The organism is Cellulomonas sp. H30R-01, from assembly GCF_010119915.1.
Lineage (GTDB): Bacteria > Actinomycetota > Actinomycetes > Actinomycetales > Cellulomonadaceae > Cellulomonas > Cellulomonas algicola.
On sequence record NZ_CP048210.1, the window covers coordinates 1,696,747 to 1,711,057 of the forward strand.

Sequence of the window (14,311 nt, forward strand, 5' to 3'; positions counted from 1 at the left end):
CCGTCCCCGCCGACGGACGCGCGTTGCGCCAGGTCACCGCGGTGCGCGAGGGTGGCCCGGTGCCGATCACCCTGCCGCCCCTGACCTTCGCCGGTGACCTGGACCGGAGCGCCCTCGTCCCCGCGACCCGTCTGCTCGTCGACCTCGTCGCGCGGCCCGAGGTCGTCGCCGCCTGGCACGACGAGTCGTCGTGCGCGGGCATGAGCGTCGGCGCGCTCGCTCGGCACCTCGTCGTCCAGCCGCTGCGAGTCGTCGAGGTGCTCACGGGCCATCCGGCCGCAGTCGACGCCGAGCCGCTCACGGTCGACCAGCACTACGCGCAGGCGGCGTGGATCCAGCAGGACCTCGACGGGCCCGCGAACGTGGGCGTGCGCACCCGCTCCGAGGAGGAGGCGGAGGTCGGCCCCGAGGCCGTGGCAGCGGAGGCCCGCGAGATCCTCGACCGCCTCGACGACGTGCTCGCCGCCGCGCCCGACGTCGTCGTGCTGCCGTGGACGGGCGCCGCGCTCGCGACCGACGACTTCCTCGTCACGCGGTTCATGGAGATCGTCGTGCACAGCGACGACCTGGCCTCGAGCGTCGGTCTGCCGACCCCGGAGTTCGACGCCGCGACGCTCGTGCCCGTCGTCCGCCTGCTGTCGGACCTCGCGCTGCGTCGCCACGGGCAGGACGCCCTGGTCAGGACGCTGTCCCGGCCGCAGCGCGCACCGGGCAGCATCGCGGCGTTCTGACGCGCCGGGGCGGAGCACCTTCGCCCGCGGGCGCTACCGGACGGCGACCGGCACGGGCACCTCACCTGTGCGCCACACCGGCTCGACGACGAGGTCGCGGATCCGCCAGCCGTCGGCGGTGCGCCGGGTCGTCAGGCGGTAGACGCTGCCGGCCTCGGTGACCGGCGCGTCCGCCCCGGACGGGACGACGCGCAGGGTGAGGTTGGCGCGCACGTGCGCAGTCGCGCCGTCGGACAGCACGTCGGTGACGACGTCGGTGAACCGGTGCTGGTACCGGGTCCCGGCAGCGTGGTTGCGTGCCGCCTGGGCGACGACGGCGTCCTCCCCCTCCGCGTGCCCGCCGGGCGTGGTCACGGTCGCGTCGGCGGTCAGCAGCGTGCGCAGCCCGTCGAAGCGCCCCTCGTCGAGGCCCGCGCCGAGCCGCGCGACGAGGTCGAGGTGGTCGAGGTGGTCGAGCCGGTGCGCGGCGTCCATGAGGCCCTCCTGATCGTTGGTGGAACCAATGTTGGTGCGACCAACGGTAATTGATGGTCCTGCCAACGGTCTAGAGTGCGACGCATGGACGTCTCGACCGCGCCCGCCCGGCTGCGGGCTCTGCCGACGTGGCTGCTCAACCAGGCCGCCCGACGCGCGAGCGGGGTCGTCGCGGAGCGCATGCGCGCCGCCGGGTCGCACCGCAGCCACTACGCGATGCTCGCGGCGCTCGACGAGCGCGGAGCGCTCAGCCAGGCCGACCTGGGCCGGCTCGTCGGGCTGGACCGCAGCGACGTCGCCGGCGCCGTGGCCGACCTGCTCGCCGCGGGCGTCGTCGACCGGCGGCCCGATCCGGACGACCGGCGGCGGAACTCCGTCGCGCTCACACCGGCCGGCCGCCGACGCCTGGCCGAGCTCCACGACGTCGTCCTCGCGGCCCAGGACGACGTCCTCGCCCCGCTCGACCCGGACGAGCGCGCCCAGCTCCTTCGCCTGCTCGCGCGCCTGGCGGGCGCCCCGCTGCCGGACGACGAGCCCGCTCACCCCTGAACCGCCGGGGCTCAGCCGTTCTGCTGGACGACCCGCGGGCCCTCCGACGCCTGCACGATGACGAACCCCTGACCGGAGAACGCGATCTGCAGCGCCTCGCCGGACCCGCGCCCGACGAGCGCACCCGCCGACATCGACGACTTGGCGGCGGTCTGCAGCGTCGACGACCACGCGATCGCGGACTGCGCGTCGGCGTAGGTCGGCTGGTCGACGTTCAGGATGACGGGCGGGCCGAACGAGGTGATGGCGAGCTGGCCGACGCCGGTGAAGACCGTGTTGAACAGGCCGCCCGCCATCATCGACGCGCCCTCGACGCGGCGGATGTCCCACTGCAGCGACGTGTCGAACGCGAGCACGTTGCGCCCGCTCACGGTGATCGAGTCGCCCTCGAGCGTCACGACGTGCACCTCGGACGCGTCGTCGGCGAGGAAGAGGTCGCCGCGACCGGAGACCTTCATGAGCGGGACGCCCTCGCCGGTGAACGCCTTCTTGAGGAACTTCTGCACGCCGCCCGAGCCCTGGTGGGCGAAGGTCATCTCGCCCTGGTAGGCGACCATCGAGCCCTGCCGGGCGAGCACCTCCCCGTCGAGGTGCACGCGCAGCATCTTGTCGTTCTGCAGCGCGAACCGGTCGGTGGTGGTGGCTTCGAGGCTGCTGCCGAACATCGCGCTGCGCACGGGGGGCTCCTCACGGCTCGGGAGTGGTCCTGCCAGCCTGCCAGAGCCATGCGCGGGACGCCCCGGTCAGAACGTCGTGAGGCCTCGCGCGCGGAACTGGCCGCGGACGCGCTCGACGAGCTCGGGCGACGGGGGCTCGGTGTCGCCGAGCTCGTAGCGCATGCCGAGCTCGTCCCACTTGTCGCGGCCCATCTGGTGGAAGGGCAGCACCTCGACGCGCTCGACGCACTCCCCCAGCGACGCGACGTAGTCGGCGACGGCCTCGACGTTCTCGACCGCGTCGGTGAGGCCGGGGACGAGGACGAAGCGGATCCAGGTGCGCGTGCCGCGCTCGGCGAGCCGCCGCCCGAACGCGAGGGTCGGCGCGAGGTCCTGACCGGTCACCTTCTTGTAGGTCTCCGGGATGCCCGACTTCACGTCGAGCAGCACGAGGTCGACGTCGTCGAGCATCTCGTCGGAGAGCTGCGTGCCGAGGAAGCCCGACGTGTCGATCGCGGTGTGCACGTCCATCGCCTTGGCGCCGCGCAGCAGCCGTCGCACGTACGCGGGCTGCATGAGCGGCTCGCCGCCGGAGATCGTCAGGCCGCCGCCGGTCGCCTTCATGACGCCGCGGTAGCGCTGCACGCGTCGCAGCAGGTCGTCGGCCGCGACGTCCGTGCCGCGCCGCATCTCCATGGTGTCGGGGTTGTGGCAGTAGAGGCACCGCAGCGGGCACCCGGCCAGGAACACCGTGAGCCGCGTCCCGGGGCCGTCGACCGCTGTGACGAGCTCCCAGGAGTGCACGGACCCGAGGTCGCCGGCCCGCACCGCGGCGAGCCGGGCGGACCGCTCGGCCTCGACCTCGGTGAGACCGGCGGTCCCGGCACCGTGGGCCCGCTCGTGCGACCCGCCGACCAGCGGCGTGCCGAGCGCCACCACGGGGGCGCCGGTGCTCCGCTGGTCGGTCTGGGTCGTCATCGTCGTGCTCCTGTCGGTGCCGGGACTGCTACGGGTGCGTGCGGTGCAGCGTCGGTCAGACCGCGCCGTGGAACGTCCGGGACAGGACGTCGAGCTGCTGCTCGCGGGTGAGCCGCACGAAGTTCACGGCGTAGCCCGAGACGCGGATGGTGAGCTGCGGGTAGTTCTCCGGGTGCTCCATCGCGTCGAGCAGGGTCTCGCGGTTCAGGACGTTGACGTTCATGTGGTAGCCGTTCGACAGCGTGTACGCGTCGAGCAGACCGACCAGGTTCGTCACCTGCTCCTCCCGCGTGCGGCCGAGGCCCGAGGGCACGACCGACGACGTGAGCGAGATGCCGTCCTGCGACTGCGAGTAGGGCAGCTTCGCGACGGACAGCGCCGAGGCGAGCATGCCGTGCGAGTCGCGGCCGTTCATCGGGTTGGCACCGGGGGCGAACGGCTCCCCGGCGCGACGGCCGTCGGGGGTCGAGCCCGTGGCCTTGCCGTAGACGACGTTCGACGTGATCGTCAGGACCGACTGCGTGTGCAGCGCCTTCCGGTACGTCGGGTACTGGCGGATCTTCTCCATGAACGTGTTGACGATCCACACGGCGATGTCGTCGGCGCGGTCGTCGTCGTTGCCGTAGGTCGGGAAGTCGCCGTCGATCGCGTACTCGGTGACGAGGCCGTCCGTCGTGCGCAGCGCGGTCACCTTGGCGTACTTGATCGCCGACAGCGAGTCCGCGACGACCGAGAGGCCGGCGATGCCGCAGGCCAGCGTGCGCAGGATCTCGCGGTCGTGCAGCGCCATCTCGATGCGCTCGTACGCGTACTTGTCGTGCATGTAGTGCACGCAGTTGAGCGCGTCGACGTACGTCTGGGCCAGCCAGTCCATCGTCGTGTCGAACTTCGCCATGACGTCGTCGTAGTCGAGGACGTCGCCCTCGACGGGCGCGCTGACCGGAGCGACCTGCTTGCCGGTGACCTCGTCGCGGCCGCCGTTGATCGCGTACAGCAGCGCCTTCGCGAGGTTCACGCGCGCGCCGAAGAACTGCATCTGCTTGCCGACGCGCATCGGGGACACGCAGCACGCGATGGCCGCGTCGTCGCCCCAGTCGCCGCGGATGAGGTCGTCGGACTCGTACTGCACGGCGCTCGTGTCGATCGACACCTGCGCGCAGTAGGCCTTGAACCCGGCCGGGAGCTGGTCGCTCCAGAACACGGTCATGTTCGGCTCGGGTGCCGGGCCCAGGTTGTAGAGCGTCTGCAGGTAGCGGAAAGACGTCTTGGTGACGAGCGTCCGGCCGTCCTCGCCCATGCCGCCGATCGACTCGGTCACCCACGTCGGGTCGCCCGAGAAGAGCGCGTCGTACTCCGGGGTGCGCAGGAAGCGCACGATCCGCAGTTTGATGACGAAGTCGTCGATGATCTCCTGCGCCTGCTCCTCGGTGATCGTCCCCGCGGCGAGGTCCCGCTCGAGGTAGACGTCGAGGAAGGTCGACGTCCGGCCGAGCGACATCGCGGCGCCGTTCTGCTCCTTCACGGCGGCCAGGTAGCCGAAGTACAGCCACTGCACGGCCTCGCGGCCGGTCGTCGCGGGCCCGGAGATGTCGTAGCCGTAGGACGCGGCCATCTGCTTGAGCTCGCCGAGCGCGCGGATCTGCTCGGCGTTCTCCTCGCGGTCGCGGATGACGTCCTCGACCGAGCGCTCCATGTCGAGCTCGGCACGCTCGAGCTTCTTCGCGGCGATCAGCGCGTCGACGCCGTACAGGGCGACGCGGCGGTAGTCGCCGATGATCCGGCCGCGGCCGTAGGCGTCCGGCAGGCCGGTGATGATGTGCGACGAGCGCGCGGCGCGCACGGCCGGCGGGTACACGTCGAAGACGCCGTCGTTGTGCGTCTTGCGGTACTTGCTGAAGATCTCGGAGACGACCGGGTCGGGCTCGTACCCGTAGGTCTCGAGCGACTTCTCGACCATCCGGTAGCCGCCGTTGGGCATGATCGCGCGCTTGAGCGGCGCGTCCGTCTGGAGTCCGACGATGATCTCGTCGTCCTGGGCGATGTAGCCGGGGGCGTGCGACGTGATCGTCGACGGCGTCTTCGCGTCGACGTCGTAGACGCCCTTCTCGCGCTCCGCCGGGAACATCGCGCTGAGGCGGTCCCAGATGCGGGTCGTGCGGGCGGTCGGACCCGCGAGGAACGCGCTGTCACCCTCGTAGGGCGTGTAGTTGCGCTGGATGAAGTCCCGCACGTCGACGTGGTCGGCCCACGGGCCGACGACGAATCCGGTCCACGCGGCCGGGGTGGTGGCCTCGTCGTGGGCGGTGGCGGGGACTGCGGTGGTGGACATCTTCGCTCCTCCGTGCGGGTCGATATCTCGAACCTACGGAGCAAGTGATGGGATGTCTTGGGACCTTCGCCCCGGCTGCCGCCGGACCGCGCTGTGACCTGCGCTACTGCGCCGAGCCGGGCACGCGGCCGAGCGCCGTGAGCACGTCCCGCGCCACGTCGTTCGGCCCCAGCCGGAGCTCGCCGACGAGCTGGTCGCGCGACGCGTGGTCGAGGAACCGGCGCGGGACGCCGACCGCCTGCACGGGCGTGCGGACACCGACGTCCGTGCACCGCTGCCCGAGCAGCGCACCGATACCACCGTCGACGACGCCGTCCTCGATCGTCACCACGTGGTCGTGCGCGCCCGCGAGCTTGGTCAGCGCGGTGGGCACCGGGAGCACCCAGCGCGGGTCGACGACGGTGACGCGCAGCCCGTGCGCGGCCAGCACCTCACCGGTCGCGACGGCCGTCACCGCCATCGCGCCGACGCCCACCACGAGCACGGACGGTGCGTCCGCGTCGGCGCTGTCGTGCCGCGCGAGCACGTCGATGCCGTCGACCTCGTCGACCGCGGGCAGGGGGTCGCCCATCGCGCCCTTCGGGTAGCGGACGACGGTCGGTGCGTCGTCGACGTCGACCGCGGTGCGCAGCGCGTCGCGCAGCGTCGGCTCGTCGCGGGGTGCCGCGAGCCGCAGCCCGGGCACGATGCCGAGCATCGCCATGTCCCACATGCCGTTGTGGCTCGCGCCGTCGTCGCCCGTCAGACCGGCGCGGTCGAGGACGAACGTCACGCCGGCCCTGTGCAGCGCGACGTCCATGAGCACCTGGTCGAACGCGCGGTTGAGGAAGGTCGCGTAGACCGCGACGACCGGGTGCAGCCCGCCGAACGCCATGCCCGCGGCCGACGTCGCGGCGTGCTGCTCGGCGATGCCGACGTCGAACACGCGGTCCGGGAACTCGGCGGCGAACGGCGCGAGGCCCACGGGCTGCAGCATCGCGGCGGTGATCGCGACGACGTCCCTGCGGCGGCGGCCGATGCGCACGATCTCGTCGGCGAACACGCTGGTCCAGCCGAACCGCGACGGCGCGAGCGGCAGGCCCGTCTCGGGATGGATCTGGCCGACCGCGTGGAAACGGTCCGCGACGTCCTGCTCGGCCGGGGTGTAGCCACGGCCCTTCTCGGTGATGACGTGCACGATCACGGGCCCGCCGAACGCCTTGGCGCGGCGCAGCGCGTGCTCGACCGCCTGCTCGTCGTGCCCGTCGACCGGCCCGACGTACTTCAGGCCGAGGTCCTCGAACATCCCCTGCGGGGCGACGACGTCCTTGATGCCCTTCTTGAGGCCGTGCAGCGCGTCGTACGCGAACCGCCCGGGCGGGCCCGACCGGCGCAGCGTCTGCTTGCCCCACGACAGGACGTTCTCGTAGCCCTGCGTCGTGCGCAGCGTGTCGAGGTGCCGCGCGAGCCCGCCGATCGTCGGGTCGTACGACCGGCCGTTGTCGTTGACGACGACCACGAGGCGGCGGTCCTGCCCGGCCGCGATGTTGTTGAGCGCCTCCCAGGCCATGCCGCCCGTGAGCGCGCCGTCGCCGATGACCGCGACGACGTGCCGCTGCCCGCGGCCCTGGAGCTGGTTGGCCTTCGCGATGCCGTCCGCCCACGACAGCGCGGTGGACGCGTGCGAGTTCTCCACGACGTCGTGCTCCGACTCGGTGCGGCTCGGGTAGCCCGACAGCCCGCCGCGGCGGCGCAGCTGCGAGAAGTCGGTGCGGCCCGTCAGCAGCTTGTGCACGTACGCCTGGTGACCCGTGTCGAACACCATCGTGTCGCGCGGCGAGTCGAAGACGCGGTGCAGGGCGATCGTCAGCTCGACGACGCCGAGGTTCGGACCGAGGTGCCCTCCCGTGCGGGACACCGACTCGACGAGGAACGTGCGGATCTCGTCCGCGAGACGCGCGACCTGCGTGCGGGTCAGGCGGCGCACGTCGGCAGGTGACGTGATCGACTCCAGCAGTGCCATCAGGCAGCCTCTCCTCCCGGTGCGGCGACGATGCCGCACGCTGCGGACGCCGAAGGCTTCGCCTGCACACTCTAGGTCCCGCGAGCCCTTGCTCGCCGTCCGGGCAGGTCAGGGGCGCGGTCGGTACGGTGGAGGCTCGGTGAAGAACCCGCGCGCCGACGCCGCAGGTCCGGGGGCTGGACCCGGTCGCCCCCGGGACGCGTGCACCCCACCCGGTACCATCGATCGGAAAGGGGAACTCCCATGCGCTTCCTGCCCGGCCAGACTCCGGCCTCCGACCTCACCTACGGCGACGTCTTCCTCGTCCCGTCGCGTTCCGAGGTCACCTCCCGCTTCGACGTCGACCTCGCACCCGTCGACGGCACCGGCACCACCATCCCCGTCGTCGTCGCCAACATGACGGCCGTCGCCGGCCGTCGCATGGCGGAGACGGTCGCCCGCCGCGGCGGCATCGCGGTCATCCCGCAGGACATCCCGACCGACGTGGTCGCGGACGTGGTGTCGTCGGTCAAGGCGCGGCACACGGTCGTCGAGAGCGCCGTCGTCGTCTCGCCGCACGACACCGTGCACACCGCCCTCACCCTCATCGGCAAGCGGTCGCACGGCGCGGCGGTCGTCGTGCAGGACGGCCGACCCGTCGGCGTCCTCACCGAGGCCGACTGCCAGGGCGTCGACCGGTTCACGCAGGTCGAGGACGTCATGTCCCCGCACCCGACGACGGTGGACCTGTCCGTGGTCGAGCAGGGCGGCACGCGTGGTCTGGAGGCCGCGTTCGAGCAGCTGCACGGCTCGCGCCGCCGCTTCTCCCCCGTCGTACGCGACGGGGTCCTGGTCGGCGTGCTCACCCAGGTCGGGGCGCTGCGCTCGTCGATCTACACCCCCGCGACCGACGCCCAGGGCCGCCTGCGCGTCGCCGCGGCGGTCGGCATCAACGGCGACGTCAAGGCCAAGACGGCCGAGCTCCTCGAGGCGGGCGTCGACGTGCTCGTCGTGGACACGGCCCACGGCCACCAGCGCAAGATGCTCGAGGCGCTCGGCGCGGTCCGCTCGCTCGACCCGCAGGTGCCGGTCGTCGCGGGCAACGTCGTGACCGCGCAGGGCACGCGCGACCTGATCGAGGCCGGCGCGGACATCGTGAAGGTCGGCGTCGGCCCGGGCGCGATGTGCACGACGCGCATGATGACCGCGGTCGGCCGCCCGCAGTTCTCCGCGGTGCTGGAGTGCGCGGCGGAGGCCCGGCGCCTCGGCCGGCACGTGTGGGCGGACGGCGGTGTGCGGCACCCGCGCGACGTCGCGCTCGCGCTGGCGGCGGGCGCGTCGCAGGTCATGATCGGGTCCTGGTTCGCCGGGACGCACGAGTCGCCCGGCGACCTGCACGAGGACGGCGAGGGCCGCCTGTACAAAGAGAGCTTCGGCATGGCGTCGGCGCGTGCCGTCGCAGCCCGCACGCGCGGCGGGTCGGCGTTCGAGCGGGCCCGCAAGGCGCTCTACGAGGAGGGGATCTCCTCCTCGCGGATGTACCTCGACCCGCGTCGCCCCGGTGTCGAGGACCTGATCGACCACGTCACCGCGGGCGTCCGGTCCGCCGCGACCTACGTCGGCGCCACGAGCCTCGAGGAGCTGTTCGACCGGGCCACGGTCGGCATCCAGTCGGCCGCGGGCTACGAGGAGGGCCGCCCGCTGCCCGACGGCTGGTGACCGGCGTGCGCCCCGTCCTCGTCCTCACGCACGTCCCGCACGAGGGACCCGGCCTGATCGCGGCCGGCATCGACGGGCCGCTGCAGATCCGCACCGTGCTTCACGACGCGGAGCCGCGGCTGCCCGCGCTCGACGAGGTCGGCGGCGTCGTCGTCATGGGCGGGCCGATGGACGGCGACGACGAGCGGTTCCCCGGCCTCGCGGCCGAGCGCCGCCTGCTCGCCGACGCGGTCGACGCGGACGTGCCCGTGCTCGGCGTGTGCCTGGGCATGCAGATCCTCGCGCTCGCGCTCGGGTCACGGCTGCACCTGCGGCACGGCACGGAGATCGGGTTCGCCCCGGTCGACGTCGTCGCCGAGGACCTCGTCCTGGGCGCGCTCGGCGAACGGCCGACCGTGCTGCACTGGCACTCCGACGCGGTCGACCTCCCGGCGGGTGCGACGCTGCTCGCGTCGACCCCGGCCACGCCCGTGCAGGCGTTCCGCGCCGGGAGCGCGCTCGGGCTCCAGTTCCACCCCGAGGTCACCGCGTCGATGCTCGACCTGTGGCTGGGGACGCCCGACATGACGGCGGACCTCGAGCCCGAGGACGTCGACGCGGTGCGCGCGGACGGGACCCGGCACCTGCCGGCCCTGGTGCCCGCCGCCGAGAAGGCGTTCGCGGCGTTCGGGGAGCTCGTCCGGGCGCGCGGATGACGGCGGACGCGACGACGCCGGCCGGTGCCCGGTCCGAGCTCCTCGACCTGTGCTCCCGGGGGCTGGACTGGCGCGTCGACCCCACGCGGGTGCTCCCCGACGTGTCCGCCGCCCGGCCTGCGGCGGTGCTCGTGCTCTTCGGCGTGCTCGACGCGACCGACGCCGGCACGGGCGAACCGGCGGTGGCACGCGACCTCGACGTCCTGCTCCAGCGTCGTGCGGCGACCCTGGGCCATCACGCGGGTCAGGTCGCGTTCCCGGGCGGGCGTACCGAGCCGACCGACCGCTCCCCCGCGGCGGCGGCAGTCCGCGAGGCCGTCGAGGAGACCGGGCTGGACCCGTCCGGCGTCGAGGTGCTGGGCACGCTGCCGACCCTCGCCGTTCCGGTGAGCAACCACCTCGTGACACCGGTCCCCGCCTGGTGGACGCGCCCGTCCCAGGTGGCGGCGGTCGACCACGCCGAGACGGTCGACGTCTTCCGCGTCCCCGTCGCCGACCTGCTCGACCCGGCGAACCGCGCGAGCGTCGTGCACGAGCGCTTCGGTGCGCGCGTGCGGACGCCCGCGTTCGTCGTCGACGACCTGGTCGTGTGGGGCTTCACCGGCATCGTGCTGAGCCGGATGTTCGACGCGCTCGGCTGGGCCGTGCCGTGGGACGTGCGCCGCGAGGTCCGGCCGCCGCACTGACCGTCTGCACGCCCCGGTCGTCCCGGCCGAGCGGCCCCGCCGCCGTCAGCGCCGGTCCACCTCGTCGAGCGCGACGACACCGACCACGGCCGCGTCGCAGAACGCGCCGAACGCGTGGGCGTACGAGTCGGCGTTCTCCCAGCCGGGCAGCGCCGAGGCGTCGACGAGGACACCGCGCCCCGCGAGGCGGTCGCCGTCCGTCGCACGCGTCGTGCCCGGCACGACGACGTCGGCGTCCATGGTGGTCCCCTCGGGCCACACGATCCACGGACGCGTGCCGTCGTCGAGCTCGAGCGTGAAGCAGCCGTTCGCCTCGACCCGCAGGACGCCCTCGACGTCGGTCCGCTCGCCCGGGACCTCCCCGACGCTCTGCTGCGTGGGCGTCCCGAAGCCGGCCTCGCTGCCGGTCCCGCACGCGACGAGCACCAGGACCGTCGCCGCGGCGGCCCCGGCACGCACCGTGCGCCGGGTCCCGTGCGCCCGCGCTCCCGCCCTCACCGCGACCTCCCGCCGACCGACGCGCCGTCGCGCCCGTCGACCGCACCGTAGCCTGGCGGACCGACGCCCGCGGGCGTTCGCCCCCCGATCCACCCCGCAGGGCGCACCGCGCGAGAGGAGCACCGTGACCCACCCGGTGATCGAGACCGACGTCGACGAGACGCTGGTGCGCAGCCTGCTGCGCACGCAGCACCCCGACCTCGCCGACCTGCCGCTGACGCCTGCGGGGACCGGGTGGGACAACGTCCTGTGGCGCCTCGGCGACGACCTCGCGCTGCGGTTCCCCGTCCGGTCGGTGTCCGCGCCGCTCGTCACGCACGAGCAGCGGTGGCTGCCGGTCCTCGCGCCGCGGCTGCCCGTCCGGACACCCGTCCCGGTGCGCGTCGGCGTGCCGGGCGACGGCTACCCGTGGGCGTGGAGCGTCGTGCCGTGGTTCCACGCGCAGCCGGCGTGGAGCACGCCCGTCGCCGACCGCACGGCGTGGGCCGCGGACCTCGCGGACGTGTTCGTGGCGCTGCACCGGCCGGCGCCTCCCGACGCGCCCGGCAACCCGTTCCGCGGCGGCCCGCTGTCCCCCGACACCACGGCGCTGCGCGACCGGCTGGACCGGATCGCGCTCCCCGAGGCCGGCCGGGTGCTCGAGCGGCGTGCCGAGCTCGCCGCCGCCCCCGCGTGGGACGGCCCGGCGTTGTGGCTGCACGGCGACCCGCACCCCGCCAACCTGCTCGTGCGCGACGGCCGGCTGCACGCGCTCATCGACTTCGGCGACGTGACCTCGGGCGACCCGGCGTCGGACCTCGCGACGGCGTGGCTCACGTTCGACGCCGACGGGCGGCGCGCGTTCCGCGAGCGCGTCGACGCGGCGTGCGGCTGGGACGACGCGACGTGGCGACGCGCGCAGGCGTGGGCGCTGCACCTCGCGGTGGTGCTGCTCCAGCACCCGGTCGACCACCCGCACCTCGCGGAGGTCGGACGCGGGGCGCTCGCCGAGGCCCTCGCCGACTGAGCGGTGCGTGTCGGGCCTCGTCCGTACGGTGGCGGGCATGACGACCCTGCCGCTCGGACTTCTCGGTGTGCCGTCCAGTGCCGCCGCCCACGCCCCCGGGCTCGAGCGCGCGCCCGCCGCGCTGCGTGCGGCCGGGCTCGTCGACGCGCTCGGGGCCGCCGGCCGTGACGTGGTGGACCACGGCGACACGACCCCCGCCCGGTGGCGGCACGACGCACCCGCGCGCACCGTCCCGCACGACGTCGACCGCGTCGCCGCCGCCCTCCAGGAGGCGCGCGCCGCGATGGTCGACGTGCTCGCGGCGGGTCACGTGCCGCTCGTCGTGGGCGGCGAGTGCACGGTGATGCTCGCGGTCCTCGCCGCGGCGGCCGACGCCGGCCGCGACCTGGGCGTCGTGTACGTCGACGGCGGGCAGGACCTGCACCTGCCGGGCGACCACACCGACGAGCCGATCGCCGACTCCATGGGCGTGGCGCACGCGCTGGACCTCCCGGGCGCGCACGGCGCGCTCGCCGGGCTCGGCCCGCGTCGCCCGCTCCTGACGGCCGACCGGCTGGCGTTCGTCGGGTACGCGGACGAGGAGGAGGACGTGCACGGACTCGTGCCCGCGACCCGCCTGCCGGCGTCCGTCGTCGGCACCGGGCCCGAGGCCTCCGCGGCGGACGCCGTGCGCGTCGCCGGGCCCGACGGCTTCGTCGTGCACCTCGACGTCGACGTGCTCGACTTCTTCACGCTGCCGCTGGCGGACGTCCCGACGTACGGCCGCGGCCTCACGCCCCCGGTCCTCGCGCGGCTGCTGCGCGCGCTGGTCCGTGCCGACGGCTTCGCGGGCCTCGTCGTCGTCGAGGCCAACCCCGACAGGGACGACGACGCGGGCACGCACCTGCGCGCGCTCGTCGCGCTGCTCGCCGAGGCGCTCGCCGTCGACCCGTGACCTCGCGGCGGCACCCCGCGATACTGGGCCGATGGCCGACCAGCCGAAGACCGTCCCCACCGACGCGGACGTCGTCGCCTTCGTGGACGCCGTCGACCACCCGGTCCGCCGCCGCGACGCCCGCCGCCTGCTCGCGCTGTACGGCCGCGTGACCGGCGAGACGCCACGCCTGTGGGGGCCGTCGATCATCGGGTACGGCCGGTACCACTACCGCTACGCGTCGGGCCGCGAGGGCGACGCGGCCGCCGCCGGCTTCTCGCCGCGCCGCGCGTCGACCACCGTCTACCTCCCGGACGGGTTCGGCGCCCACGCCGACCTGCTGGCGGAGCTCGGACCACACACCACGAGCGTCAGCTGCCTCTACCTCAAGGACCTGGACGCGATCGACCAGACGGTGCTCGAGGAGCTCCTGCGACGGTCCTGGGCGGTCACGACCGCACCCGGCTTCGGGCAGGCGTAGGCCGCCGCCGTGGGCGGCCGGCGCGGTGACCACCCGTGAGCGGTCGCGTGGCGGACCACCGGGTGCCCGTCGCCACGAGCCTGCACCGCTGGGAGTCGCTCACGTCCCTGCACTGGTCGTACCCGCCCCGGGCCGTGGCGCCGCTGCTCCCCGACGGGCTCGAGGTCGACGTGCTCGACGGGCGCGCCTGGGTGGGGCTCACACCGTTCGTCATGCGCGACGTCCGTCTCGGCGCGCTGCCGCCGCCTCGCGCGTGGGCGCGGTTCGTCGAGGTGAACGTCCGCACGTACGTGCGCCACCCCGCGTCTGCGACGGACGGCATCTGGTTCCTCGCGCTGCTCGCCCCGAGCCGGGCGGTGGTCGCGGGCCTGCGGCAGCTGGGGCTGCCCTACGTGCACGCGGCCACGGTCACCGGTCTGCGCACACCGCTGCTGCGCGCGTGCGGTCTGCCGCCGCCGTCCGGTCCCCCGCACGCCCTGTGGTCACGCGGCGTCGGCGTCCCCCGTCCGTCCTTGCCGTGACCGCACGCGGCCGACGGATCACCGGTCCGCGACGGCCCGGGACGGCGACGGGCCGCCTCCCGGAGAGGGAGACGGCCCGTCGGGCGGTGGTCGG

15 protein-coding genes are annotated in these 14,311 nt (G+C 74.1%); 9 read left to right on the plus strand and 6 right to left on the minus strand.

The features are described 5' to 3' along the window. Positions 1-59: 59 nt before the first annotated feature. Positions 60-731 carry a maleylpyruvate isomerase N-terminal domain-containing protein gene (locus GXP71_RS07475; RefSeq protein ID WP_162352139.1) on the plus strand — a complete coding sequence of 224 codons (672 nt, stop codon included), beginning with the start codon at positions 60-62 and terminating at the stop codon, positions 729-731. Positions 732-764: 33 nt separating this feature from the next. On the opposite strand, the gene GXP71_RS07480 is transcribed toward GXP71_RS07475, so the two are convergent. Then, positions 765-1,205 carry a nuclear transport factor 2 family protein gene (locus GXP71_RS07480; protein WP_162352140.1) on the minus strand — a complete coding sequence of 147 codons (441 nt, stop codon included), beginning with the start codon at positions 1,203-1,205 and terminating at the stop codon, positions 765-767. 84 nt (positions 1,206-1,289) lie between these two features. Here GXP71_RS07480 and GXP71_RS07485 point away from each other — a divergent pair, with 84 nt between their 5' ends. Further along, entirely contained in the window at positions 1,290-1,754 is a 465-nt protein-coding gene (locus tag GXP71_RS07485; protein WP_162352141.1) for a MarR family winged helix-turn-helix transcriptional regulator, read from the plus strand. Between the two features lie 11 nt (positions 1,755-1,765). Here the strand turns inward: GXP71_RS07485 and GXP71_RS07490 are convergent, their stop codons facing one another. The 4 genes from GXP71_RS07490 to dxs form a co-directional block, all read right to left on the minus strand. Further along, entirely contained in the window at positions 1,766-2,431 is a 666-nt protein-coding gene (locus GXP71_RS07490; RefSeq protein ID WP_200829860.1) for an AIM24 family protein, read from the minus strand. A 66-nt stretch (positions 2,432-2,497) separates the two neighbouring features. After that, entirely contained in the window at positions 2,498-3,388 is an 891-nt protein-coding gene (gene pflA / locus GXP71_RS07495; RefSeq protein ID WP_162352142.1) for a pyruvate formate-lyase-activating protein, read from the minus strand. A gap of 55 nt (positions 3,389-3,443) precedes the next feature. Further along, on the minus strand, positions 3,444-5,717 hold the full coding sequence (gene pflB / locus GXP71_RS07500; RefSeq protein WP_162352143.1) for a formate C-acetyltransferase: 2,274 nt from the start codon (positions 5,715-5,717) through the stop codon (positions 3,444-3,446). Between the two features lie 103 nt (positions 5,718-5,820). Further along, a complete protein-coding gene (dxs, locus tag GXP71_RS07505; protein ID WP_162352144.1) occupies positions 5,821-7,719 on the minus strand; it encodes a 1-deoxy-D-xylulose-5-phosphate synthase in 1,899 nt (632 codons plus the stop codon). A 243-nt stretch (positions 7,720-7,962) separates the two neighbouring features. Between dxs and GXP71_RS07510 the strand changes: the two genes are divergently transcribed. The 3 genes from GXP71_RS07510 to GXP71_RS07520 are packed head-to-tail and all read left to right on the plus strand — an operon-like array spanning position 7,963 to position 10,798. Further along, on the plus strand, positions 7,963-9,417 hold the full coding sequence (locus GXP71_RS07510) for a GuaB1 family IMP dehydrogenase-related protein (protein WP_162352145.1): 1,455 nt from the start codon (positions 7,963-7,965) through the stop codon (positions 9,415-9,417). Positions 9,418-9,422: 5 nt separating this feature from the next. Further along, the gene (locus GXP71_RS07515; protein ID WP_162352146.1) at positions 9,423-10,112 is read left to right on the plus strand and encodes a type 1 glutamine amidotransferase; all 690 of its coding nucleotides are present in this window, start codon (positions 9,423-9,425) and stop codon (positions 10,110-10,112) included. Next, the gene (locus GXP71_RS07520; RefSeq protein ID WP_162352147.1) at positions 10,109-10,798 is read left to right on the plus strand and encodes a CoA pyrophosphatase; all 690 of its coding nucleotides are present in this window, start codon (positions 10,109-10,111) and stop codon (positions 10,796-10,798) included. Before GXP71_RS07515 ends, GXP71_RS07520 begins: the two co-directional genes overlap by 4 nt. A gap of 45 nt (positions 10,799-10,843) precedes the next feature. Here GXP71_RS07520 and GXP71_RS07525 read toward each other — a convergent pair whose 3' ends face one another. Continuing rightward, complete coding sequence (locus GXP71_RS07525; RefSeq protein ID WP_162352148.1) at positions 10,844-11,296, minus strand: hypothetical protein; 453 nt, start codon at positions 11,294-11,296, stop codon at positions 10,844-10,846. A gap of 124 nt (positions 11,297-11,420) precedes the next feature. Between GXP71_RS07525 and GXP71_RS07530 the strand changes: the two genes are divergently transcribed. The 4 genes from GXP71_RS07530 to GXP71_RS07545 are packed head-to-tail and all read left to right on the plus strand — an operon-like array spanning position 11,421 to position 14,217. Continuing rightward, the gene (locus GXP71_RS07530; RefSeq protein WP_162352149.1) at positions 11,421-12,302 is read left to right on the plus strand and encodes an aminoglycoside phosphotransferase family protein; all 882 of its coding nucleotides are present in this window, start codon (positions 11,421-11,423) and stop codon (positions 12,300-12,302) included. 37 nt (positions 12,303-12,339) lie between these two features. Next, positions 12,340-13,236 (plus strand): arginase family protein, encoded by an 897-nt coding sequence (locus tag GXP71_RS07535; RefSeq protein WP_162352150.1) that lies wholly within the window; start codon positions 12,340-12,342, stop codon positions 13,234-13,236. A gap of 31 nt (positions 13,237-13,267) precedes the next feature. Beyond that, a complete protein-coding gene (locus GXP71_RS07540) occupies positions 13,268-13,696 on the plus strand; it encodes a DUF1801 domain-containing protein (protein ID WP_162352151.1) in 429 nt (142 codons plus the stop codon). 35 nt (positions 13,697-13,731) lie between these two features. After that, complete coding sequence (locus GXP71_RS07545; RefSeq protein WP_162352152.1) at positions 13,732-14,217, plus strand: DUF2071 domain-containing protein; 486 nt, start codon at positions 13,732-13,734, stop codon at positions 14,215-14,217. The last annotated feature ends 94 nt before the right edge of the window (positions 14,218-14,311 follow it).

Coding starts and splice junctions, on each gene's coding strand:
- pflA (WP_162352142.1), bottom strand. CDS start 3,388: ATGACGACCCAGACCGACCAGCGGAGCACCGGCGCCCCCGTGGTGGCG.
- GXP71_RS07480 (WP_162352140.1), bottom strand. CDS start 1,205: ATGGACGCCGCGCACCGGCTCGACCACCTCGACCACCTCGACCTCGTC.
- GXP71_RS07535 (WP_162352150.1), top strand. CDS start 12,340: ATGACGACCCTGCCGCTCGGACTTCTCGGTGTGCCGTCCAGTGCCGCC.
- dxs (WP_162352144.1), bottom strand. CDS start 7,719: ATGGCACTGCTGGAGTCGATCACGTCACCTGCCGACGTGCGCCGCCTG.
- GXP71_RS07485 (WP_162352141.1), top strand. CDS start 1,290: ATGGACGTCTCGACCGCGCCCGCCCGGCTGCGGGCTCTGCCGACGTGG.
- pflB (WP_162352143.1), bottom strand. CDS start 5,717: ATGTCCACCACCGCAGTCCCCGCCACCGCCCACGACGAGGCCACCACC.
- GXP71_RS07510 (WP_162352145.1), top strand. CDS start 7,963: ATGCGCTTCCTGCCCGGCCAGACTCCGGCCTCCGACCTCACCTACGGC.
- GXP71_RS07520 (WP_162352147.1), top strand. CDS start 10,109: ATGACGGCGGACGCGACGACGCCGGCCGGTGCCCGGTCCGAGCTCCTC.
- GXP71_RS07540 (WP_162352151.1), top strand. CDS start 13,268: ATGGCCGACCAGCCGAAGACCGTCCCCACCGACGCGGACGTCGTCGCC.